The organism is Nonomuraea sp. NPDC026600 (genome assembly GCF_040638335.1).
Taxonomy (GTDB): Bacteria; Actinomycetota; Actinomycetes; order Streptosporangiales; family Streptosporangiaceae; genus Nonomuraea.
Genome location: NZ_JBEZYD010000034.1, coordinates 20,712 through 43,294 on the forward strand (window position 1 = coordinate 20,712; position 22,583 = coordinate 43,294).

Consider the following 22,583-nt stretch of genomic DNA (forward strand, 5'->3'; position numbering starts at 1 on the left):
TCCGGTCAGGGGATCAGCACCGGGACGGCGGCGCCCCGGAGCGTCTGGTGGGCGGTGGCCGACAGGCACAGCAGCGGCCGGGCGCCGTCGAGACCCAGCTCGCGAAGCCGCTGCGCCAGCGGGTGCGCCGACTGCGGCTCGACGACCAGCCGCACCCGAGGCAGGGGATGCAGACGGCCCAGACCGCGGGTCCGTACACATGAGCGCAGCATCGCGTCCGCCGCCCCCCGCGCGTAGCCGACCAGATCGCGGTCACTCACGGGCAGCCAGGGGCCGAGCAGCCCGCGCAGCGTGAGGATCCGGTCATCGGCCGGACCGACGTCGACGCGCGCGGCCCTGGTGGTGAGCTCGAACTCCAGCGGTGCCAGGTACGGCTCGCCGCCCCACAACCGCGGCGCCACGGAGTGGACGGTGGCGTCGTCGAGCACGGAGCCGGCCAGGAAGCTGCCCGAGCGCCGCCGGTCGGCGCCGCGCAGCAGATCGGGCCAGACGCGCGGCGACCGCGACCGCCACGGTCCGGGCACCACGATCCCGAGCTGGACCTCGCGGTAGCCGCCCACGCTGGTATGCCGGTTCCAGAAGGCGTGCACGGCCACGAGGGCCCGCCCCGCGACCCGCACGGCGGGCCCGAACCCGGCCCCCTCCAGCAGGGCTGCCGCCACCGCCGGGTCCGCGGCGAAGTACGCCGTGAGGGCGCTGCCGTCCTGGCACCTGATCGGCAGCTCGACGGGCCCCTTCGAATAGGTGGGGACGGCGAGGAAGGCGGAGCCCTCGGGGCCGGGTGGGCGGTCGGACAGCAGGTACGCCTGTGAGCGCACGACCGGCCCCCGGTACGGCGTGAGCCGCCCGTCGATCCGGCGCCGCGCCTCGGGCAGGTCGTCGGCGATGTTGGCGATGTAGTGCTCGATGCTGTGGCAGAGCGGGAACAGGTGGGTGGAGTCGAAGTAGTCCACCACGTACCAGTCGGGATGCAGGTCGAAGCAGTTGCCCGCGCCCTGGCCGTCGAGGGTGGGGACGATGTCGTGCTGGTTGGTGACGCTGGCGACCCAGGTGCGCGGATCGGCGGGGACCTTGAAGTCGACGGGCGAGCCGACCGCGACGGCATGGGTGACCATGTAGCGAGCGCAGAACTCGGCGTCCTGAGCCAGGTTCATGATGGCCGCGCCGCCCGCGCTGTGCCCGATGAGCGCCAGCTCGGCGCCCTGGGGCAGGCCGTAGTCGTCGACGGCCTTGACCAGCGAGCGGCTGTAGGGGCTGCTGGCCAGCACGGCGCTGCTGAAGGCGCCGAGCAGATCCTGGGGTGAGTCGCCGTCCGGCCGTCCCGCCCGCATGCCGGGCGCCTGGACGATGTGCCGCTCCACCCCGTCGGGACCCTCGACGCTCTGGATGAGCATCCGGCCGGTCGTACCGACCACGCTGATGTTGCGCAGGAAGCCGAGCAGCGACCCCTGCGAGCACAGCCGCACGGATTCGGCGGCGGGCAGGTCGACGCGGCGCGCGGCGCCCTCCCCCGTGTCGAGGGCCGCGACGGCCCTGTTGCTCATGCCGGTGATCGGGTCGGCGGTGGCGTAGCCCTTTCCCGTCGCGATCAGCCAGGCGGTGTCGTCGTTGAGCGGGTTCTCGTCGAGCAGCGCCCGCAGGGCGAGGACCTCGCCGAAGATCGGGGCGAGGCCGCTGAGCGCGCGTACCGCCCCACGGTTCTTGATCAGGGCGCGGAGCGCGCGGATGGCCTCCAGGTCGCGGTCGGCGGCGGCCGCCTCGATGAGCCGGGCGAGCATGGGGTCGCCGGTCAACTCGGGGTGGCCGACGGAGACGGCGGCGATCCGCAGTCGCAGCGAGGTGGCCAGCACCCGGACGGCCAGGCTCTCCGCGCCGGCCATGCCGCCGAGTCTGGCCGCCAGGGTGCCCAGCCGGCCGCCGGTGACCGCGTAGCCGAGGCCCTTGCGGTTGAGGATCGCGCGGAGCAGCGCGCGGTGGGCCAGGTAACCCGGCGAGGGGGCGTGCGGCAGGGCACGGAGCAGGGCGCCGTCGGTGAGCGCGGCCGTGGTGTGGACCGCCGCCTCCCGGATCGTGACCCCGATGTCGACCAGCTCGCGCGCCGCGGCCCGCAACGACCCAGCGGCGGGGCCGCTCTCCGACGCGGTCGAGCCGATCTCCGGCCCGGCCGGGTCGGTCTCCCCGCTCACCGGACTCCCCTTCGCGCCATGCTGACGAAGCGGGGGCTCGGATCCTCTGGGATGTTGCGGTGCAGTACGTCCGACAGCGTCCGCGTGCTCGCGATGATCCGCATGCCGTGCGGGGAGAAGGTCGCGGCGTTGGACACCCGCGGGGCCAGCAGCGGGTTGGTCAGCGCCTGGGAGAAGGCGTCGATGGCGATGATCTTCGTGAGCAGCGGCGGCAGAATGGCGTCGGGCGCACTGGGCTCCTCGGCGAACAGGCCGACGTACAGGTCGAGGTCGTCGACGCTGCGGTAGAGCTCCCGCAGCGCGCCGCTGACCCGCTCGTCGCCGGAGACATGTTCGAACCCGCGCACCCGGGGGAAACGGCAGTGCTCGCGGTAGCTGTTGTAGGGCGCCAGGCCGAGGGTGCGCGAGTCGGCGATGCTGGCCACGTCGACCTCCCGAAGGAGAGGGTCGGTGTTGAACAGCCCGATGCGCCCGGCGCGCTGGCGGGAGGCGTCCTCGAAGAGCCGGCCCAGGCCGTGTTCGGTGATCAGCGCGCCGCCGAGCAGGGTCCGCTCCATCGGCAGGTCGCTTCCGCCGACCGACAGCCGGGAGGGGATCAGGCTGTGCCAGCGGTAGACGAGGTTGAACTCCACCGAGGCCCAGTTCTCCCGGTGCCAGGGCACGCGGGCCAGCATCGTCGACAGCCGCGAATCCAGGGCGAAGCGGAAGTGGTAGGGCGTGATGTGGTTGATGTACTCCTCGACCACCAGCTTGATCAGCAGCACGATGAGGATGTTGCGCGCCGTCTGGAACAGGCGCTCGTCGTCCCAGCGCGGGCAGAGCTGACTGAGCAGGCGGGCCACCCTGTTGTGCTCGCGCAGGAACAGCACCGTGAGCATGGTGAAGCCGACCTGGATGTTGCCCCGGTCGCTCCCGGTCGCGAACAGCGTGTCGCGCTGCGCGTCGGTGAGCTCCGCGAAGCGGATGACGCTCAGCGGGGCGAACTCCGGTTTGATCTTGCCGTTCTCGCACAGGTAGGGCGGGAACTCCCCGCCGTTGATGAACTGGCTCTTGAGCAGCCCGCCGTCGAACGTACGCAGCGCGTCCGTCACCGCCTCGCGCAGGCCGTAGAGCTGGTTCAGGTCGATCTGGTGGTTGGAGCTGTTCTTGCGGGGGTCACGCGGGATGTGGGTGTCGCCGCGCAGGAAGCCGTCGGTGAACCACTGGGCGAAGTAGGCGAACAACACCGTGGAGCGCGGGCAGGCGATCATGTTCTCGCCACGGGTGAACAGGTCGGCGGCCCGCTCGGGCGTGGGACGGGCACCCTCGGCCACCGCGACGGGGGGCATGTGCCGGCCGCTGTAGGTGCGGTCGGTCAGCGAGGCCCATGAGGTGTAGTCGGCCATCGTGCTCAGCGGCTCCGGCCGTGGCGGCATCTCGCGGATCGCGTGGTCGATCAGCATGGCGTTGAGCCGGCTCCGTAGCGGCCGGATGGACTGGACGAGATCCCAGAACGGCCGGCCGTTGGTCAGGGCCAGGAACCTGAGCCGGTTGGCGACCCCGTCGGTGGCGATGGTCCGCGCCGTCGCGTCGCGGTGCGCCATCGTCATCCTTCCTGGTCCGCGGAGCCGAGCCCGAGGACGAACCGGTCGGGGAAGATCCCGTCGGCGCGTTCGATCCGCCCTTCCGGCGGTGGGAGCAGGCGCACGCCGGGGCGCAGCAGCAGGCGGCGTACGGCTTCGCAGATGATCGCCCTGGCGGGATGCACGCCGAGGCAGGCGTGGTGGCCGTAACCGAAGAACAGCTGGTGGTGGGCCGGCCGGTCGAGGCGGAACTCGCCGGGCTCGGCCACCACGTCCGCGTCGAACATGGCCGAGGCCGGCGCGGCGAGCACGAACGTGCCCGCGGGGATCACCGTGCGGCGCGGGGTGCCGGCGGCCAGCACGTAGTCGCGCTCGCACAGCCGGGGAAGCAGCTTGAAGAACGGATTGAACCGCAGCGCCTCCCATACATAACGGTCGAAGCGCGTCGGGTCGGGGTCGCCGGCGGCCTCGACGGCCTGCGCCAGCACCTGCGGGCGCAGCAGCAGTTGTTCGGCCGCCTCGACCATGGCGCCGGGCCCGCTCTCCACGAACCCCAGAGGCAGGCCGGCCATGTTGATCAGGATGCGCTCGTCGTCCATGCCGATCTCGGCGGGCAGGGTGGTGCCGGCGAGCCGGGCGAAGACGTCGTCGGGCAGCTCCCGTCCCGCCCGCAGCGCGGCCCGGTGTTCGGCGAGCCGGCCGCGCAGGTATGTGACCATCTCCGAGCCCGCGCGGGCCGACGCCGCCTGGATCTCCGGATCACCCAGGAAGTTGGCGAAGCCGTCGGTGACGATGGCCCGCGTCCACCGCGACAGGGTCTGCGCGTCGGGGCCGGGGAAGCCGAAGTACTGCGCGGACACGCCCAGGGCGACGGTGCGGAACAACCCGTGGACCGCTTCGATGCGGCCGTACGGCAAGGCGGCGTCGAGCAGCTCGTCGGCAAGGCGCCCGGTCAGCTCGCGCACCCCGGCCACGTCGCGCGGGTCGAGCATGACCCGCATCAGCCCTTTGTCCCGCCAGTTCATCGGGGTGGCGTCCCGGCCCAGCATGAACGGCCCGCCCAGGGCGGCGTCGAGGCGCGGGCCGAAGGCGCGGACCGAGAAGACCTCCTCGCGGGAGAGCACCTCGGTGACGTCGGCGAAGCGGGTCACGATCGTGAAGATGGGCGTGACGAAGATGGGGCGCCGCTCGCGGAGCTCGGCGAACAGGTCTCGCCAGTCGGTCCGCATCCACTCCCGGACCAGGCCGAACGCGGCCATCGGAGCACGGGCCAGCGCCTCGTCGTATCTCTCCAGATGGCCGCCTGTGGTCGTCTGATCGACAGCACCCATGCTGTAGGCCCTTCCGTCGACGCCGGAGCGCACAAAGATCATTACGATGTGTAGCCACAACCTAGGCAGGCGATACCCATTTCTTGATGACTACCGTATGGATTGTTTTGATTCCCCTGAGTGATGGCTTCGTCACTTCCAGGTCATTGCCGTGCTCTGGGCACGCGGCCGTTGAATGAGGAGCCGTATCGTCTTCGCCGATCACGGGAGATAGCGTGAACTCGTCATCCATCCCGCAGCCGGATTCGGGGACGGCGGAGACGGTGACGGCCACCACCGGCCGCCGGACCGTCTACCTGATCGTCCTCGTGGTGCTCCCCGTGCTGCTCCCGGCGCTCGCCGTGCCCGCCGCCTGGGGATGGGGCATCGGCCCGCGTGACGTGGTCATCGCGGTGGTGATGTACCTGATCAGCATCTTCGGGATCGCCATCGGCTACCACCGGCTCTTCACCCATCGGGCCTTCAAGTGCCACCGGCCGCTGCGCATCGCCCTCATGCTGGCCGGCGGCATGGCGGTCGAGGGCCCGGTCACCCTGTGGACGGCCGAACACCGCCGGCACCACAAGTACGCCGACCGCGACGGCGACCCGCACTCGCCGTGGCGTTACGGCGACGACGGCCTGGCCCTGCTGCGCGGCATGGCGCACGCCCACATCGGCTGGTTCTACACCGCCCGTCAGCGCTCCAGCCGCCGGCACTGGGTGCCGGACCTGCTGGCCGACCCGGACGTACGGCGCTTCGACGCCGCCTATCCGGCTGTCGCGGCGTTGTCGTTCGCGCTGCCCGCCGTGGTGGGCGGGCTGTGGTCGATGTCGTGGGCGGGCGCGTGGACCGCCTTCTTCTGGGGCGGGCTGGTCCGCTACGCCGTGGTCCACCACGTCACATGGTCGGTCAACTCCATCGCGCACACCTTCGGCGATCGCCCCTTCCGTACCAGGGACCGCTCGTCGAACGTCCGGTGGGTGGCGATGCTGACGCTCGGCGAGGGCTGGCACAACTGGCACCATGTGGAGCCGGCCTGCGCCCGGCACGGGGTGCTGCAGGGCCAGCTCGACCCCAGCGCCCGGTTGATCCGCTGGTTCGAGCTGGCGGGCTGGGCGCACGGCGTGCACTGGCCCGACCCCGACCGCCTGGCCGCCCGCCGCGTCGACCCGCGCGATCCACACCCGTGACGAAAACGAACTGCTCCTGAACACCACTCGAAAACGGCATCGCCGGGCGAAATTTGGGCAAGTCGGGTGTCATGGAACGGGTTTCACTGCTGGACTCCACCCCCGGCCTGCTGGTGGATGACAGCGACGATGACGATCCGGTGCTGCTGCGGCCGGACGGCAGCCGGGTCGACACCTGGCGCGAGCACTACCCCTACCCCGAGCGGCTGCCCCGGGAGGACTACGAACACGACAAGCGGCTGCTGCAGATCGAGCTGCTGAAACTGCAGTACTGGGTCAAGGACACCGGCCAGCGCCTGGTGGTCCTGTTCGAGGGGCGTGACGCGGCGGGCAAGGGCGGCACGATCAAGCGGTTCATGGAGCACCTCAACCCGCGCGGGGCCACCGTGGTCGCGCTGGAGAAGCCGTCCGAACGCGAACGCACCCAGTGGTACCTCCAGCGCTACATCGCCCACCTGCCCTCCGCCGGGGAGATCGTGCTGTTCGACCGGTCCTGGTACAACCGGGCCGGGGTCGAGCGGGTGATGGGGTTCTGCACCGAGGCCGAGTGCCGGGAGTTCATGGTGCAGGTGCCGCAGTTCGAGCGGGCCCTGACACGCGACGGCATCCACCTGGTCAAGCTGTGGTTCTCGGTGACGCGCTCGGAGCAGCGCACCCGGTTCATCATCCGGCAGGTGGATCCGGTGCGGCAGTGGAAGCTGTCGCCGATGGACCTGGCCTCGCTGGATCGGTGGGACGACTACACCGGCGCCAAGGAGGAGATGTTCCTCAACACCGACATCCGCGAGGCGCCGTGGACGGTCATCAAGAGCAACGACAAGAAACGGGGCCGCCTGGAGGCGATGCGCCACGTGCTGAACCTGTTCGACTACGACAACAAGGACCACGAGGTGGTCGGCGCCCCGGACCCGTTCATCGTCAGGTCGGCGTCCGACATCTACGACGAGGACCACACCGCGGAAACATAGGCGTCACCCCGCTCCGTGGAAGGTGACGTTCAGCTCGCCCTTGTCGACGTCGACGGCGATGGTCGAGCCTTCGGGGATGTCGCCGCTGAGCAGGGCGCGCCCGATCCTGGTCTCGACCTCGCGGGCGAGGAAGCGGCGTAGCGGCCGGGCGCCGTAGACCGGGTCGTAGCCCTGGTTGGCGATGAGCCGCCGCGCCTCGTCGGTGACCTCCAGCGTGAGACGCCGGTCGGCCAGCCGCTGCCGGATGTCGTGGAACATCAGCTCGACGATCCGTTCGATCTCGGCCTCGGTCAGCGGCTTGAACAGCACGATGTCGTCGACCCTGTTGAGGAACTCCGGCCGGAAGTGCCGGCGCAGCTCCCCTATCACCCGGTCGCGCGCCTCGGGCTTGATCTCGCCGTCGGAGGTGACCCCGTCGAGCAGGTACTGCGAGCCGATGTTGGAGGTCATGATGATCACGGTGTTGCGGAAGTCGACCGTGCGGCCCTGCGCGTCGGTCAGCCGCCCGTCGTCCAGGACCTGCAGCAGCGTGTTGAACACGTCCGCGTGCGCCTTCTCGATCTCGTCGAACAGCACCACCGAGTACGGCTTGCGGCGCACCGCCTCCGTCAGCTGACCGCCCTCCTCGTAGCCGATGTAGCCGGGAGGCGCGCCGACCAGGCGACTGACCGTGTGGCGCTCCTGGTACTCGCTCATGTCGATGCGGATCATGTTGTCCTCGGTGTCGAACAGCGCGGCCGCGAGCGACTTGGCCAGCTCGGTCTTGCCGACACCGGTCGGCCCGAGGAAGAGGAAGGATCCGATGGGGCGCCGGGGGTCCTTGATGCCGGATCGGGCGCGGATGACGGCGTCGGCGACGAGCCGCACGGCCTCCTCCTGGCCGATGACCCGCTCGTGCAGGATCTCGTCCAGCCTGAGCAGCTTGTCGCGCTCCGCCTCCTGCAGCCGGCTCACGGGGATGCCGGTCCAGCGCGAGACGATGGAGGCGATCTCCTCCTCGGTCACGACCTCGCGCAGCAGCCGGTGCCCGTTCTGCCGGCTGCCCAGCCGCTCCTCCTCGGCACGGAGCCGGCGTTCCAGGTCGGGGAGCCTGCCGTGGCGGAGTTCGGCGGCGCGGTTGAGGTCGTAGTCGCGTTCGGCCTGCTCCGCCTCCCGCCGTACGGTCTCCAGTTCCTGCCGCAGGGCCTGGACCTTGCGCAGGGCCGAGCGTTCGGCCTCCCACTGCGCCCGGGTGGCGCCGGCCTGGGCGCGCAGGTCGGCCAGCTCCTTGCGGAGGTCGGTGAGGCGGGCCTGGCTCGCCGGGTCCTCCTCCTTGGCCAGCGCGGCCTCCTCGATCTCCAGTCGCATCACCCGCCGGGTCAGCTCGTCGAGCTCGGCGGGCATGGAGTCGATCTCGGTACGGAGCATCGCGCACGCCTCGTCGACCAGGTCGATGGCCTTGTCCGGCAGGTACCGGTCGGCGATGTAGCGGTGGCTCAGCGTCACCGCGGCGACGAGCGCGCTGTCCTGGATCTTCACGCCGTGGAAGATCTCCAGCCGCTCGCGCAGTCCGCGCAGGATCGAGATGGCGTCCTCGACGGAGGGCTCTTCGACGAGCACCGGCTGGAAGCGCCGCTCCAGGGCCGCGTCCTTCTCGATGTGCCGGCGGTACTCCTCGATCGTGGTCGCGCCGATCATGTGCAGCTCGCCGCGCGCGAGCATCGGCTTGAGCATGTTGCCGGCGTCCATGGCGCCTTCGGCCGCCCCGGCTCCGACCACCGTGTGCAACTCGTCGACGAACAGGATGATCCGGCCCTCCGCGCTCTTCACCTCGTTCAGCACCGCCTTGAGGCGTTCCTCGAACTCCCCTCGGTACTTGGCGCCGGCCACGAGCGAGCCCATGTCCAGGCTGAAGACGGTCTTGTCGCGCAGCCCCTCGGGCACGTCGCCGTGGGCGATCCGCTGGGCGAGCCCTTCGACGATGGCCGTCTTTCCGACACCGGGATCACCGATCAGGACGGGGTTGTTCTTGGTCTTGCGGGAGAGGATCTGGATCACGCGGCGGATCTCCGTGTCGCGGCCGACCACCGGGTCGAGTTTGTCCGCGCGGGCCTCGGCCACCAGGTCGCGCCCGTACTTCTCCAGCGCCTCGTAGGCCACTTCGGGCATGGCCGAGGTGACCCGCTGGTTGCCCCGGATGGCGGTGAGAGCCTGGAGGAAGCGGTCCCGGGTCAGTCCCTTGCCGTGCAGCAGGCGTCCCGCCGGGGTCGCGCTGCCTTCCTCGATCAGGGCCAGCAGCAGGTGCTCGACGGAGACGTACTCGTCCTTGAGCCGCTTCGCCTCCCGGTCCGCGGTGTCGAGCAGCCGTGACAGCCGCTGGGTGACGAAGACCTGGCCGGGTGTGGTGCCCGGCCCGCTGACCTTGGGCCGATGGGAGAGTTCCGCCTCCAGGTCGGCGCGCAGGCTCGCCGGGTCGGCCCCGGCCACCTCCATCAGCCGGGGTGCCAAACCCTCCGGCTGTTCGAGCAGGGCCAGCAGGAGGTGCTCGGCGTCGACCTCGGTGTGCCCGTGACGCAGGGCCTTGGTCTGGGCGTCGTGCAGGGCCTCCTGCGATTTCTGGGTCATCCGGTTCGGGTCCACTCCACTCTCCTCAATGTCGTCTCCTCAATGTCGTCCCCTTAGTGTCGTGTGGACAGGCTCCGCAGGGTCGTCTCCAGTTCCTCGATCCGGTCGAGCAGGTCGATCACCAGGCCGATGGCGGCGTAGTTGAGCGACAGGCCCGCGTGCAGCCGCTGGATCCGGGCGGCCAACGTCACCTGGGCGGGCGGAAAGCACAACTCCCCCTTGGCGTCCCTGACCGGTTCGAGCAGGCCCAGCGCCACGAGCCGGCGGACGGCCTCCGGGTGCAGCCCGGTGGCGTGCGCGAAGGAGTTCAGGTCCAGCAGCATCGGCCGTACGAGCGCATAGGTCATGAACGCCCCCTCGGATCGAAGGCCGAGACGGCGGCGAGCTGCTCGAACAGGCGCCGCTCCTCCTCGGTGAGCCGGGCCGGCACCATGATCCGCACCTCGGCGAAGAAGTCGCCCGGGCCGCCGCGCGGGCTGGGCATGCCGCGGCCGCGCAGCCGCAGGCGGCGGCCGGTCGAGGAGGCCGGCGGCACTTTGAGTTTCGCCTCGCCGCCCGGCGTGTCGATGGCGACCGTGGCGCCCAGCGCGGCCTCCCAGGGGGCGAGCGGCAGGACGGCGTGGATGTCGCGGCCCTCCACGCGGTAGCGGGGATGCTCGGCGAGCCGCACGATGAGGAAGAGGTCGCCGCGCTTGGCGTCCTCGCTTCCGTGCCCGCCTTGGCCGGCGAGCCTGATGCGCTGCCCGTTGGTGACCCCCGGGGGGATCGCGACGTCCAGCCGCCGGCCGCCGGGCAGCGTGATGGCCCGACGCCCGCCCTGGTAGGCCTCCTCGACCGTGAGCGTCAGCTCCGCCTCCTGGTCGGCGCCGGGCACGGGCCCCCAGCCCCGCCCGCCGCGGCCACCGAACATGCCACCGAGCAGGTCCTCGATGTCGATGCCCTCATCCGTGCCGAACCCGAAGTCCGGCGTCCCCGCCGAGCTCCGCCGGCCGCCCCGGCCCGCGCGTGCTCCGCCGGCGCGAGCCCGCGCCCACTGCGCGGGGTCCACGTCGGGCGGCACCTGGCGGAAATCAGGCCCGAACGCGTCATACCGCCGGCGCGTGCCGGGGTCGGAGAGTACGGAGTACGCCTCCGAGATCTCCTTGAACCGGTCCTCCGCGCCGGGATCCTTGTTGACGTCGGGATGGTGGGCGCGTACGAGTTTGCGATAGGCCCGCTGGATCTCGTCCTGGTCGGCCTTCCTGTCGACGCCGAGCACTTCGTAGAAGTCCCGCCGGGCCACCATCACTCCGCCTTCTTCGCGACGACCACGATCGCCGGGCGGAGCTGCCGCAGACCGTCGCCGTAGCCCGGACGGACCACCTGCACAACGGTGCCCGGCTCGACGTCGTCCCGTTCGACGGTCGCCACCGCCTCGTGGTGAACGGGATCGAACGGCACGCCGGTCTCGTCGTGGCGGGCGTAGCCCAGGCGGGACAGCACCGCGAGAGCCTGGTCCCGCACGGCCCGTACCCCTTCGGCTATCGCGCGCGCGTCGCCTTCCTGACCGGCCGCGTGGCCCAGCGCGAGCTCCAGGTTGTCCAGGATGGGCAGCCACTCGGCCGCCACCCTGTCCCGTTCCTCGGCCCGCAGCCGTTCGGTGTCCCGGGCGATGCGCTTGCGCACGTTGTCCAGCTCGGCGACCGAACGCAGCCAGCGGTCCTCCAGCTCCGCGAGCTTGGCGTCGGTCTCCTCGGGCGCGTCCGCCGTCGCGGGCGCGCCCGGCGCCTCGGTCTCGTCCGTCCTGTCTTCGCGGTCGTTCATGTCACTCCGAGTCGGACGTGGTGTACTCGGCGTCGATCACGTCCTCGTCGCTACCGGCAGCGGTCTCCGTCCTTCCCTGTGGTGGCACGCCGGACCGGCCCTCCTGCCGGCTGGTGGCCGCGAGCCCGTGGAACACCTGCTGAAGTTCGCCGGTGAGCGAACGCAACCGGTCGGCCGGCGCCTCTTCCTTGATCGCCTGCCGGGCGTCCTGGACGAGCTGCTCCGCACGCGCCTTCTCGTGTACGGGGACGGCGTCGCCGAGCTCCTGCAGGCGGCGTTCCACCTGGTAGGCGATCGAGTCCAGCTCGTTGCGGGCGTCGATCGTCTCCCGGATCCTGGCGTCCTCGGTGCGGTTGCGCTCGGCGTCGGCGACCATCCGCTCGATCTCCTGCTTGTCCAGGTTGGAGCTCTCGCTGATGGTGATCCGCTGCTCGGCGCCGGTATCCTTGTCGCGGGCGGAGACGTTGAGTATGCCGTTGGCGTCGATGTCGAAGGTGACCTCGACCTGCGGCTCTCCCCGGGGCGCGGGCCGGATGTTCTCCAGCCGGAAGCGCCCGAGCACCCGGTTGTCGGCCGCGCGCTCCCGCTCCCCCTGCAAGATCACGATGTCGACGGCGCCCTGGTTGTCGTCGGCCGTGCTGAAGGTCTCGGTCCGGCGGGCCGGGATCGTCGTGTTGCGTTCGATGACCTTGGTCATGACGCCGCCGAGCGTCTCGACGCCCAGCGAAAGGGGCGTGACGTCGAGCAGCACGACGTCCTCGACCTCACCCTTGATGATGCCCGCCTGGATCGCCGCGCCGATGGCCACGACCTCGTCCGGGTTCACCGTCATGTTGGGGTCCTTGCCGCCGGTGAGCCTGCGCACCAGGTTCTGCACGGCGGGGATCCGGGTCGACCCACCGACGAGGATCACCTCGTCGATGTCCGCCGGCCTGAGCTTGGCGTCCTCCATCGCCTGCTCGACCGGGTGGACGCAGCGTTCGACCAGGTCGGCGGTGATCTGCTCGAACGTGGAGCGCATGAGCGTGGTGTTGAGGTGCTTCGGCCCCGAGGCGTCCGCCGTGATGAACGGCAGGCTGATCGTGGTCTGGGTCACCGAGGACAGCTCGACCTTGGCCTTCTCCGCCGCTTCGAAGAGCCGCTGCAGGGCCTGCGGGTCCTTGCGCAGGTCGATGCCCTGTTCCTTCTGGAACTCGTCGGCCAGGTAGTCGACGATGCGGCGGTCGAAGTCGTCGCCGCCCAGGTGTCCGTCGCCGGAGGTCGAACGTACCTCGACGACCCCGTCACCGATGTCCAGGACGCTGACGTCGAAGGTGCCGCCGCCCAGGTCGAAGACCAGCACGGTCTCGTTGGCCTTCTTGTCCAGCCCGTAGGCCAGCGCGGCGGCGGTCGGCTCGTTGATGATCCGCAGGACCTCCAGCCCCGCGATGCGCCCCGCGTCCTTGGTCGCCTGGCGCTGGGCGTCGTTGAAGTAGGCCGGGACGGTGATGACGGCCTCGGTCACCTTCTCGCCGAGATACTTCGCCGCGTCGGCGACGAGCTTCCTCAGTACGAGGGCCGAGACCTCCTCCGGAGCGTACTGCTTGTCGCCGACCTGGAAGCGTACGGCTCCGTCCGGCCCTTCCACCACGTCGAAGGAGACCGCGTGGAGCTCGCTCTCGACCTCGTTGTAGCGGCGGCCGATGAAGCGCTTGGCGGAGTAGATCGTCCCTTTCGGGTTGAGTATGGCCTGCCGGCGAGCCAGCAGGCCCACCAGCCGCTCGCCCTGGTCGGTGAACGCGACCACCGACGGCGTCGTCCGGAAGCCCTCCGCGTTGGGAATCACCGTGGGATGACCGTCCTCCGTGGCGGCGATCACCGAGTTGGTCGTACCGAGATCGATGCCGACTGCTTTCGCCATGGCGAGCTCCCCCTAGCCCGTTGTTTTTCCGATCTGTCCGAGTAGTGTCTGGGCCTTGGGCACGTTCTCGGACTCGACGAGGACCTCGTACTTGTCGGCGACCAGCCCGCTCTCCGAGACGAAGTCCCGCCGTCCGCCGTGCACCGAGTGCGCGATCAGACCGTAGATCGCTCCGGCGATCGCTCCCCAGATCAGCCCCCACAGCACGACGGCGAGCGTCATTCTGGGGGAGAAGATCCCCAGGAACAGGCCGATGAGCACGCCGAACCAGGCGCCGGACGCGGCGCCCATCCCGATCGCGCGCAGGTAGGTCATGCGCGAGACCACTTGCTCCACCGAGCGCAGCCCCACGCCTACGATCAGCGTTCCCTGCACGGGGAATCCGTGGTCGGACAGGAAGTCGACGGCCTTCTCGGCCTCTTGATATGTCGGGTAGCTGGCGACCGGCACCCGGTTCGCCGTGATGGGACCATGCGGTGCTAGGGACACGGCTCCTCCTCGTTTCAGGCGCGATACCTCTGCGTACGCTTTAGAGGCTTCACCAGGCCTCCACGCGCCACATCCCCCAGATGTGTAGTCATCAGGCTTCCGCCGTACCGGACGGGCGGGGGTCGGTCCTTCCCTGTGTCACCACGAGACGGACGAGCTCGATGCGGGAGTTGATCTGCAGCTTGCGGTAGACGTGGCGCAGATGGAAGGCCACCGTGTGCACGCTGATGAAGGTCTGCTCGGCGACTTGCCGGTTCGTCCATCCGTCGGCGACGAGCAGCGAGATGTTGCGCTCGGTCTCGGTGAGGCTCTCCCAGCCGGTGACCGGCCGTTCGGCGTAGCTCCAGTGGCGGTGGCGTACGCCCATGCCGCGCAGCCTCCGGCGGACCCGTGCCGAGTCCCTGGCCGATCCGATGTCCTGGTAGATCGCGAGCGCGCGATCCAGGTGGCCGGCGGCGTCGGCGTGCCGCCCGGCCGCGACGAGCAGCACGCCGAGGTCCTCCGCGGCGGAGGCCCGCGCCCATAGGTCGTCCGTCTGCTCGGCGGCCCGCGCGAGGGCGTCGCCGTCACCGTCGAGCAGGCCCCGGGCGTGCGCGGCCGAGGCGACCAGCACGGCGAACTCCGGGTTGGCCCGGCTGAGCGCCTCCGCGGTGGCCACGACGGCCTCGGCCGCCGTGCGGTCGTCGGTGGCGAGGGCGATGCGGACCATCCACGCGCCCGCCGAGGGCTCCATGGTGAGCATCGAACGCTGCCGCCCGAGTGGGCCGGGAAGTCCCGTGAGCAGCGTCATCGCGCTCAGCGGGCCGTCGCGCACCTCCGCGACCTGTGCGGTCAGCAGGGCGTGCCGCGTCTGCCCGTCGAGCGGACCACCGGCCCCCTCCATGGCGTACCGGGTCGCCGCCCGCAGGTCGCCGCGCCGCAGCGCTACGGTGGCGAGAACGGCGTTGGCCCCCATGACCGACAGCGGCGTGCCCAGAGCGGTGGCCAGGTCAAGGGCCCGCTCCGCCTCGGTGACGGCGCTGTCGAACCGGCCCGCGGTGAGCTCGGCTCGGGCCTCCAGCGCGGAGACGTCCGCGAGCCAGGCCAGATGACCATGGGCGGACATGTCCGCACGAGCCTCCTGGAGGATCACCAGTGCCTCGTCGAGGCGATGAATGTCCATGAGCATCGCGGCGGAGACGAGCAGCGAGTCGTAGCGATGCACTCCTGACTCGTCCGCGCCGGCCAGCCGCCGGGCGTCCTCGGCGAACGCCAGCGCGGCGGACAGCCGCCCCTCGTCCCACTCGGTCACCGCGAGCGCGACCAGGGCCGCGACCGTGGCCCCCGGACCGTGCCGGGCGGCCCCTTCCATGACCTCGTGCGCGTACGCCCGCACCGAGTTGCCGGAATCCGGCCGGTGCGCCAGGGCGTACAGCCGGACCAGGACCGCCCGATCGCGTACCGGGCTGGGCAGGTCCGGCACGGCCAGCACCGTCTCGGCCTCCCGCAGGGCCTCCTCGATCTTGCCGGTCAGATACAGGATGTCCGAGAGAACGCCACGCAATTCCACCACGCCGTCCACCGAACCGCTGTCGGCCAGGCCCTCCCTGACCAGTTGCTCGGCCTCCTGCAGCCGGCCCTCGGCGATCGCCGTATCCAGGAAGGCCACGACGTGGCCGAGGCTGGAGCCGGCCGGTGGCCGGCTCGCCGGTAGGGCACGCGTACGGACGCCGAGCTGGTCCAGCAGCGCGTGCCGTAGCGGCTGCGGGACCCGCGTGGCGACCACGAGCCTGACCAGCTCGTGACGGAAGGTGAGACCGCAGGCGTCGGCGGTCAGGATGCCCGCCGCCATGGACTCCTCGACCAGGGGAAGCAGCGCGGCCGGTGTGGTGCCCAGCAGGGACGCGGCCTGTTCCGGCGAGAACGACCGGCCGAGCACGGCGACGGTCTCCACCAGGTTCCTGGCACCGGTGCTGAGGGTGTCGATCCAGCGCCGCACGACCATCCGCAGCCGGAGGGGAACATGCGCGTACGGCAGGTCGGCACCGTCGATCACGGCGCCCAGCAGCCCTTCGTCCCGGAGTCCGGCGAGGAGTTCGTTGATCAGCAGCGGATTGCCGCCGGCGGCGCCCACCACCCAGGCCAGCGTCGCCGGATCGGGCGGCACCCCGAGCGCCTCCGTCACCAGCCCGGCGGCCGCCTCCGGGGAGAGCGGCTCGAGTTCGACCCTGGTTGCCCCTTCGCGCTCCAGGAGGTCGAACAGGAAAGCGGCCCGGCCGTGCTCCAGGACGGTCGAGCGGCTCAGCAGCCAGCCGATGGGCCGGGGCGCCAGCACGTGGTGGAGGGCGCGCAGCACCATGAGTGTCATCGGGTCGGCCGCGTGCAGATCGTCGAGCACGGCCAGCATCGGTTGCGTGGCCCGTTCCTCGAAGCCCGCCCTCAGCCGTTCGAGGGTCCGCGTACGAGAGGCGCCGGCATCATCGCAGGCCGCCGGCTCGAATCGCAGGTCGAGAGCCTGGAACAGCATGCCGCACGGGATCAGCTCGCCCATGTCCTCCGGGCTGCCGCGGACCACGGTGATGTGGCGTCCGGCCGCGGCGGCGGCTGCTTCGGCGAGCAGCCGCGTCCGGCCGGCTCCGGGCTCGCCGTCCACCAGCAGGGTCCCGCCCGCGCCTCCTTCGACCGTGCGCAGCAGGCTCTCGACGTGACGCCATTCCCGTTCGCGCTCCCACATCTCGTATCCCCTAGATGCATGGCTTTCCGGACAGAGACCCATGAACCTCATGCCGGGGGAGATCTTTCGGACCGCGGTCCGGTAGGTCACCGCGGGAATCGGGGATGTGGCGCGCCTTCGCGCCTTCCCGCCGAGCGGCGCGTTGGCTATCGCCGGGCGGTCCGGAGGGGCGGCCGGTCGCCGCGGAAGGCCTCGAGCTCGGCCGGGCGGCGGCCGGTGACGACGTAGTCGGCCATCGCCCGGCCGCTGGCCGGGGCGAGCGTGATGCCGAGCATCCCGTGGCCGGTGGCCGCGTAGGCGTTGGGAGTGCCGGGAACCCGGTCGAGCACCGGCAATCCGTCGGGGAGCATGGGCCGCCCGCCCACCCAGGGGTCGCGGATGAGCGCCATCAGGTCGTCAGGGGTGTCGTACCACGGGCCGAGGTAGTCGCGGCTGGCGCGGGCGATGGCCACCACGCGCCGCCAGTCGAGGCGCCGGTTGTTGCCGCTGAGCTCCATGGTCCCGGCGATGCGGGTGCTCCCCGCGATGGGCGAGACCGCGACGTGCTTGTCCCCGAGGTACAGGGGGTGCTCGGGGGTGGGGTCGAGGTCGACCGAGAAGCTGTAGCCCTTGCCCGCCTGCAGCGGCATCCGCATACCCAGGCCGCGCAGCAGGTCCGCCGACCAGGACCCGGCCGCGACCACCACGGCGGAGCAGTCGAGGTCACCCTCGGACATGCGCAGCGCGGCCACCTGACCGCCGCGCACGCGGAACCCCCGCACGGCCGCGTGCTCGGTGATGCGCACCCCGGCCTTGCGCAGGTGGGCGGCGAGCGACTCGACGAAGGCCGTCGGGTCGAGGACGCCCTCCCCGCGCACGCGGTAGCCCGCCGTGACCTTGCCGCCGAGCGCGGGATCGAGGTCCAGCAGGTCCCTGCCGGTGAGGATGTCGGCGGGCACGTCGTACCCGGCCCACGTCATGGCGCGCTGGGTGCGGTGGAAGCGTGTGGCCTCCTCCATCGAGGTGAACGCGTGGACCAGGCCGGGCCGGGTCAGGGTCGTGTCGACCCCGGCCGCCGCCAGCTCGCCATAGCGGTCGAAGGCGGGCTCGGCGAAGCGGGCGACGGCGGCGTAGCCCCGCTCGAACGCTTGTCTGGTGCTGCTCCGCCGGAACATCAGCAGCCAGCGGGCGAACGCCAGCGTCGCCTGTGGCCGCACGTACAACGGGGAGTCGGGACGACCGATCGAGCTGACGGCGTACCGGACGACGCCGGGCGCGGGCACCGGCGCGGAATGGCTCAGGCAGACCCAGCCCGCGTTGCCCCGCGAGGAGCCGCCACCGACGGGACCCCGGTCGACGACGTGCACCTCCATGCCCTGCCGGCGCAGGTAGAAGGCCGTGCAGAGGCCGACCGCGCCGCCTCCGATCACCACCACGGGCGGCGCGCTCACCGTGCCGACCCGTAGGACGTGAGGAAAGCTCTCGTCCGTGCCTCCCGCGGGTCGTCGAGCACCTTCTGCGGCGGCCCCTCCTCCACGATGCGGCCCCGGTCGAGGAAGGCCACCCAGTCGGAGATCTCCCTGGCGAAGGGCACCTCGTGCGTGACGATCAGCATGGTCATGCCGTCGTCGGCGAGGGTGCGCATGACGCGCAGCACCTCGCCGGTCGACTCGGGGTCGAGGGCCGAGGTGGGCTCGTCGAACAGCAGCACCGCGGGCCTGAGCGCGAGCGCCCTGGCGATGGCGACCCGCTGCTGCTCGCCGCCGGACATCTGCCCGGGGAAGGCGAGCGCGCGGTGCGCCAGTCCGACCCTGCGCAGCAGGTGTACGGCCGTCGCCACCGCCTCGTCCTCGCCGATGCCGGCCGCCTTCATCTGCGCGAGCACCACGTTCTCCACGGCCGTCAGGTGGGGGAAGAGATGGAAGCGCTGGAAGACCATGCCGACGCGCTGGCGCAGCCTGGCCAGGTCGCCGCCCGCCGGGTGGATCCGCTCGCCGGCCAGCTCGATGATGCCGGCGTCCGGTCGTTCCAGCAGGTTGACGCAGCGCAGCAGCGTGCTCTTGCCGCCGCCGCTCTGGCCCAGGATGCTCACGATGTCGCCCGGCCGTACCTCCAGGCTGACATCGTCGAGCACGCGGCGGCCGTCGAAGGACTTGATCAGCCCGTCGATTCTCACGAGCGGTGTCATGAACCCTCTCCCAGCAGTGCGCGGGCCTTGCGCAGGCGGCGACGCCTGCTCATGAGCAGCGGCGAGCCCGCCCTGACCCGCCGTTCCAGCCAGAGCAGCGCCTGCGACAGCGGGTAGCAGAGCGCGAAGTAGATCGCCGCGATGACGAGGTAGACCTCCAGCGCCCTGAACGTGTCCGACGTGATGAGCTGCGCCTGGGTCATGAGCTCGGCCGCCGAGATCGTCACCAGCAGCGAGGTGGACTTCAGCAGGTCCACCAGCATGGTGTTGGTGCCGGGCAGGGCGAGCCTGAGCGCCTGCGGGAAGATCACGTGGGTGAACGTGCCGAGCGGGCTCATGCCCAGAGCCTGGGCGCTCTCCCGCTGGCCGCCGTCCACCCCGGCGAGCGCGGACCGGAAGGTCTCCGACAGGTAGGCGGCGTAGAAGACCACCAGGCTGAGCGCGCCCGCCTCGATCGCGCCCAACCGCACGCCGATCGAGGTCAGCCCGAAGTAGGTGACGAAGATGATCGCCAGCAACGGGATGTTCTTGAAGACCTCGGTGTAGATCGAGGCGGGCAACCGCACCAGGCGCGACCTGCTCAGCCGCATGAGCGCGAGGAGCAGCCCGAGCACGACCGCTCCCGCGAAGCCCAGTGCCGCGTACTCCACGGTGCGCAGCAACCCCTGCAGGAGCGCGTCGGTGTAGTCGGACCAGGGAACCTTGAACACGTCGCGCCTCCGTCTTACAGGCTGGGGGGCTGCCAGCCGGCCGGGCGATCGACACCGCGCCGCTGCTGGGCCATCCAGGGTGAGGGCTTGAGGAACTGCTGGGCGTCGCCGCCGTACTTCTTGATCAGCGCGGCCATCTCGCCGTTGGCGTACATGCCCCTGATCGCCTCGGACACGGCCTGCTCCAGCTTGGGTTCCTCCTTGGGGATGTAGAAGCTGGTCATGTACGGCCGCAGGTACTCGTACGCCGCCTGCTTCTTGACCTCCTCATCCGTCGGCGCGGTGAGGTATCGGGTGCTGAACCGCATGTCCGGGCGTTTCTGCTGGGTGTAGATGATCAGCAGCGGGTCGAGGAAGCCCACCTGGATACGGCCGGCGGACAGATCGTTGAAGACGCCCTGCGCGTCGGGGTAGGCGTGCAGCTTGGCTCCGGGGATGGCCTGGATCGACTTCACCCAGACGTAGCCGGTCACGGTGCCGAGCGGGAGTCCTTCGAGGTTCGCGACCGTGGTGTACTGCTGGTCGCCGTGCACCGCCATCGCCGGCGGCGAGTAGTAGGGCGGGTCGGTGAACAGGCCCTGCGCCTGCCGCTCCTTCGTCCACGCGATGCCGCCGATGGAGATGTCGACCCTGCGGGCCTGCACGTTGCCGAGCATCCCGCTGAAGTCGGTGACCTGGGGTTCGATCCGCAGGTTCAGCTTCTTCGCGACGGCCTGGAGGATCTCGCTGTCGATGCCCACGAGGTCCTGGCCGCGGACCGCGGTGTAGGGCATGTACGGCTGGACGGCGACCTTGAGCACGCCCGGTTCGATGGTGTTGTAGGAGTTCTCGATGGGTTTGTCAGATCCACACCCTGCCAGGGCGGTAATCATGATCAATGCGACTATAACGCCGCTTTTCCGCCTCATGGCGACCTCTTTCCGATATATCCCCCAGAACTCGTATTGCGCCCACCGTAGACGAGCTTCACTCGCGCGTCATTGGACGATAAATTCATAGTTAGCGGGCTTTTTCGGCACGTTGTCGTACGATCCGCACGATAGAGGTGGATGTATGTCCCAACCCTGGCCACCGGTCCTTACGCCCACGCTCGCCCAGGGGATCGCCGGTGACACCAGCGACATCATCGGCTTCAACGTGCTGATCACCGATCCGGACGGCGTGGTCATCGGCAGCGGCGACACCCGCCGCATCGGCTCGTTCCATGAGGCGTCGGTGGAGGTCATGCGCACCCTGAAGTCCGCGGCGCACTCCGCGGAACAGGCTCGCCGGCTGCAGGGGGTGCGGCCCGGCATCACGCTGCCGATCATCATCGACGGCCGGGCGCTGGGCACGGTCGGCATCACCGGCTCCCCCGCCCGGGTCCAGCGATTCGGGCTGGTGGTCAAGCGGCAGACGGAGATCATGCTGCAGGAGTCGATGCGGCTGCGCTCCAGGTTGGTGCTGGAGCGGACGGTGGAGGACCTGCTCCGCGACATCGCGCAGTTCGACCCCGACGTGATCAATCCCGAAGATCTCGTCGCGCGGGCCGGCGAGCTCGGCTACAACCTGCGGGCGGAGCGGACCGCGGTGATCATCGACGTCGGCGAGGGCGCGCCGAGCCCCGACGGATCGGGCACCCGGTCGATGCTGCTCCGTGCCATCCGCGAGACGTTCTCCGGTTCCCAGGACCTCGTCGCCGCGATGACCTCCAGCCGGTTCGCCGCGCTCCCCCGCCGGCCCGCCGGCACCGACCTGCGCTCCCTCTGCCTGCCGCTCGCCGACCACATCCGCCAGCGGATCGGGCTCCGGGTCGCGATCGGCCTCGGCATCGCGGCCGACTCGGTCCCCGGGCTGCACGACTCCTACCAGGACGCGGCCGCCGCGCTGCGCCTCGGGCCGCGCGTCCAGGCCGACGCGCAGGTCCACTCCATCGGCGACCTGCGGGTCCACCAGTTGCTGGCCGCGGTGCCGCGCAGGGCACGGTCGCGCTTCGCCGGCTTCTCCATCGCCGGGCTGAGAGCCCGTCCCGACTGGCCGGTGCTGCGCCAGACCGTCATCGCGTACTGCGAGAGCGGCTGCAACCTCGTCCGGGCCGCGGCCGCGCTGAACATCCACCGCAACACGCTGCTCTACCGCCTGGACAAGATCTCCCAGCTGTCAGGCCGGCCGGCGGACGATCACCGGGCCCGCCTGGCCCTGTACCTGGCCTGCGTGGCCGACCAGGTAGAACCCTGAGCAATGGATCAATCGGGCAGGCAGCCGTCCACTCCCCCGTCGGCCCCTCTGTTGAAAGCCGACAGCCGCTGCGCCGGGGTTCCGTGGTCGCTCTCCTTCGTCCACGGCGTCCTGTCGCCCAGCCTGTCGAAGGCGGCGACCAGTTCGTCGACGTCACCTTCCTCGAATTCCAGCGCCCCGTCCTCGGCGGCACCGAACAGCGCCGCACCCGCCAGGCAGTCCGCCTGCAGTTCTCTGCCGCGCCACCTGAGCGAGGGATCGATCCGCGCCTGGACGGCATGCCCCCACTCGTGCGCGATGACCAGGTACACCCACGCGTCGCCGGAGCGATAGCCGCTCTTCAGGAGATCGATATCCCACGTGATGTAGTCCCCGGAAGGGCAGTAGAACGCGTTGTTGTACGAGACGCGTTTGTTTCCGCAGTAGGGCGGGAGCTTGCCGGAGCGGGAGTAACCGCCGACGATCTTGGGACGGGAATATCTGCCGTCGAAGAAGTCTCCCCAATGCCGCGCCCAGAACCGGTTGACCTCGGTGGTCGCCGTGGAGATGTCCTGTCCCATGTCGTCGAGAGCCGCACTGGTGCCGGCATTCCGGCTGGCCGCCTCGCCGGGGCCGCCGGTCGCCACTACGACGGCGGCCGCGGAAAGGGCCGCGAGGAGCAGGGAGGTCGATAAACGTCGCATGGGGGGCTTCTCCTGTCGTGGGGTACGGCTTACGGCGCTGGCCAAGCACCTCGGGGAGCTGTTGACTCGATAGTTCAG

18 protein-coding genes are annotated in these 22,583 nt (G+C 70.6%); 3 read left to right on the plus strand and 15 right to left on the minus strand.

Going from position 1 to position 22,583, the window contains the following annotated elements:
- Positions 1 to 5: 5 nt before the first annotated feature.
- The 3 genes from AB0F17_RS49125 to AB0F17_RS49135 are packed head-to-tail and all read right to left on the minus strand — an operon-like array spanning position 6 to position 5,079.
- Positions 6 to 2,186, minus strand: coding sequence for a hypothetical protein (locus AB0F17_RS49125; protein WP_358038450.1), 2,181 nt, complete (start codon positions 2,184 to 2,186; stop codon positions 6 to 8).
- Positions 2,183 to 3,769: a peroxidase family protein gene (locus AB0F17_RS49130; RefSeq protein WP_358038452.1), complete on the minus strand. Its 1,587-nt coding sequence runs from the start codon at positions 3,767 to 3,769 to the stop codon at positions 2,183 to 2,185. The genes AB0F17_RS49125 and AB0F17_RS49130 overlap by 4 nt, the downstream gene beginning before the upstream one ends.
- A gap of 2 nt (positions 3,770 to 3,771) precedes the next feature.
- On the minus strand, positions 3,772 to 5,079 hold the full coding sequence (locus AB0F17_RS49135) for a cytochrome P450 (RefSeq protein WP_358038455.1): 1,308 nt from the start codon (positions 5,077 to 5,079) through the stop codon (positions 3,772 to 3,774).
- 215 nt (positions 5,080 to 5,294) lie between these two features.
- Between AB0F17_RS49135 and AB0F17_RS49140 the strand changes: the two genes are divergently transcribed.
- Together AB0F17_RS49140 and ppk2 are read left to right on the plus strand one after the other, a co-directional pair.
- Entirely contained in the window at positions 5,295 to 6,251 is a 957-nt protein-coding gene (locus tag AB0F17_RS49140) for an acyl-CoA desaturase (protein ID WP_358038458.1), read from the plus strand.
- Between the two features lie 71 nt (positions 6,252 to 6,322).
- Positions 6,323 to 7,219 (plus strand): polyphosphate kinase 2, encoded by an 897-nt coding sequence (gene ppk2, locus AB0F17_RS49145; protein ID WP_358038461.1) that lies wholly within the window; start codon positions 6,323 to 6,325, stop codon positions 7,217 to 7,219.
- 3 nt (positions 7,220 to 7,222) lie between these two features.
- On the opposite strand, the gene clpB is transcribed toward ppk2, so the two are convergent.
- The 11 genes from clpB to AB0F17_RS49200 form a co-directional block, all read right to left on the minus strand.
- Complete coding sequence (clpB, locus tag AB0F17_RS49150) at positions 7,223 to 9,838, minus strand: ATP-dependent chaperone ClpB (protein WP_358038463.1); 2,616 nt, start codon at positions 9,836 to 9,838, stop codon at positions 7,223 to 7,225.
- A 38-nt stretch (positions 9,839 to 9,876) separates the two neighbouring features.
- Positions 9,877 to 10,170: a chaperone modulator CbpM gene (locus tag AB0F17_RS49155; RefSeq protein ID WP_358038466.1), complete on the minus strand. Its 294-nt coding sequence runs from the start codon at positions 10,168 to 10,170 to the stop codon at positions 9,877 to 9,879.
- On the minus strand, positions 10,167 to 11,108 hold the full coding sequence (locus AB0F17_RS49160; RefSeq protein ID WP_358038469.1) for a DnaJ C-terminal domain-containing protein: 942 nt from the start codon (positions 11,106 to 11,108) through the stop codon (positions 10,167 to 10,169). The genes AB0F17_RS49155 and AB0F17_RS49160 overlap by 4 nt, the downstream gene beginning before the upstream one ends.
- Positions 11,108 to 11,626 carry a nucleotide exchange factor GrpE gene (locus AB0F17_RS49165; RefSeq protein WP_358038472.1) on the minus strand — a complete coding sequence of 173 codons (519 nt, stop codon included), beginning with the start codon at positions 11,624 to 11,626 and terminating at the stop codon, positions 11,108 to 11,110. The genes AB0F17_RS49160 and AB0F17_RS49165 overlap by 1 nt, the downstream gene beginning before the upstream one ends.
- A gap of 1 nt (position 11,627) precedes the next feature.
- The gene (gene dnaK / locus AB0F17_RS49170; protein WP_358038475.1) at positions 11,628 to 13,526 is read right to left on the minus strand and encodes a molecular chaperone DnaK; all 1,899 of its coding nucleotides are present in this window, start codon (positions 13,524 to 13,526) and stop codon (positions 11,628 to 11,630) included.
- 12 nt (positions 13,527 to 13,538) lie between these two features.
- A complete protein-coding gene (locus AB0F17_RS49175; protein ID WP_358038477.1) occupies positions 13,539 to 14,015 on the minus strand; it encodes a general stress protein in 477 nt (158 codons plus the stop codon).
- 91 nt (positions 14,016 to 14,106) lie between these two features.
- Positions 14,107 to 16,728: an AAA family ATPase gene (locus AB0F17_RS49180; RefSeq protein WP_358038479.1), complete on the minus strand. Its 2,622-nt coding sequence runs from the start codon at positions 16,726 to 16,728 to the stop codon at positions 14,107 to 14,109.
- A 146-nt stretch (positions 16,729 to 16,874) separates the two neighbouring features.
- On the minus strand, positions 16,875 to 18,158 hold the full coding sequence (locus AB0F17_RS49185; RefSeq protein ID WP_358038482.1) for an FAD-dependent oxidoreductase: 1,284 nt from the start codon (positions 18,156 to 18,158) through the stop codon (positions 16,875 to 16,877).
- Complete coding sequence (locus AB0F17_RS49190; protein ID WP_358038485.1) at positions 18,155 to 18,895, minus strand: amino acid ABC transporter ATP-binding protein; 741 nt, start codon at positions 18,893 to 18,895, stop codon at positions 18,155 to 18,157. Before AB0F17_RS49190 ends, AB0F17_RS49185 begins: the two co-directional genes overlap by 4 nt.
- Positions 18,892 to 19,605, minus strand: coding sequence for an amino acid ABC transporter permease (locus AB0F17_RS49195; RefSeq protein WP_358038488.1), 714 nt, complete (start codon positions 19,603 to 19,605; stop codon positions 18,892 to 18,894). Before AB0F17_RS49195 ends, AB0F17_RS49190 begins: the two co-directional genes overlap by 4 nt.
- A gap of 14 nt (positions 19,606 to 19,619) precedes the next feature.
- Positions 19,620 to 20,477, minus strand: a complete 858-nt coding sequence (locus tag AB0F17_RS49200) for a transporter substrate-binding domain-containing protein (protein WP_358038491.1) — start codon at positions 20,475 to 20,477, stop codon at positions 19,620 to 19,622.
- 181 nt (positions 20,478 to 20,658) lie between these two features.
- On the opposite strand from AB0F17_RS49200, the gene AB0F17_RS49205 reads away from it, so the two are divergent.
- A complete protein-coding gene (locus tag AB0F17_RS49205; protein ID WP_358038494.1) occupies positions 20,659 to 21,822 on the plus strand; it encodes a sugar diacid recognition domain-containing protein in 1,164 nt (387 codons plus the stop codon).
- Between the two features lie 8 nt (positions 21,823 to 21,830).
- Here AB0F17_RS49205 and AB0F17_RS49210 read toward each other — a convergent pair whose 3' ends face one another.
- Entirely contained in the window at positions 21,831 to 22,505 is a 675-nt protein-coding gene (locus AB0F17_RS49210; RefSeq protein ID WP_358038497.1) for a neutral zinc metallopeptidase, read from the minus strand.
- Positions 22,506 to 22,583 lie beyond the last annotated feature (78 nt).

Excerpts from the sequence above, each read along its gene's own strand:
- AB0F17_RS49190 (WP_358038485.1), bottom strand. The coding sequence starts at position 18,895 with ATGACACCGCTCGTGAGAATCGACGGGCTGATCAAGTCCTTCGACGGC.
- AB0F17_RS49205 (WP_358038494.1), top strand. The coding sequence starts at position 20,659 with ATGTCCCAACCCTGGCCACCGGTCCTTACGCCCACGCTCGCCCAGGGG.
- ppk2 (WP_358038461.1), top strand. The coding sequence starts at position 6,323 with ATGGAACGGGTTTCACTGCTGGACTCCACCCCCGGCCTGCTGGTGGAT.
- AB0F17_RS49200 (WP_358038491.1), bottom strand. The coding sequence starts at position 20,477 with ATGATTACCGCCCTGGCAGGGTGTGGATCTGACAAACCCATCGAGAAC.
- AB0F17_RS49160 (WP_358038469.1), bottom strand. The coding sequence starts at position 11,108 with ATGGTGGCCCGGCGGGACTTCTACGAAGTGCTCGGCGTCGACAGGAAG.
- AB0F17_RS49180 (WP_358038479.1), bottom strand. The coding sequence starts at position 16,728 with ATGTGGGAGCGCGAACGGGAATGGCGTCACGTCGAGAGCCTGCTGCGC.
- AB0F17_RS49165 (WP_358038472.1), bottom strand. The coding sequence starts at position 11,626 with ATGAACGACCGCGAAGACAGGACGGACGAGACCGAGGCGCCGGGCGCG.
- AB0F17_RS49210 (WP_358038497.1), bottom strand. The coding sequence starts at position 22,505 with ATGCGACGTTTATCGACCTCCCTGCTCCTCGCGGCCCTTTCCGCGGCC.
- AB0F17_RS49130 (WP_358038452.1), bottom strand. The coding sequence starts at position 3,769 with ATGGCGCACCGCGACGCGACGGCGCGGACCATCGCCACCGACGGGGTC.
- AB0F17_RS49135 (WP_358038455.1), bottom strand. The coding sequence starts at position 5,079 with ATGGGTGCTGTCGATCAGACGACCACAGGCGGCCATCTGGAGAGATAC.
- AB0F17_RS49155 (WP_358038466.1), bottom strand. The coding sequence starts at position 10,170 with ATGACCTATGCGCTCGTACGGCCGATGCTGCTGGACCTGAACTCCTTC.
- dnaK (WP_358038475.1), bottom strand. The coding sequence starts at position 13,526 with ATGGCGAAAGCAGTCGGCATCGATCTCGGTACGACCAACTCGGTGATC.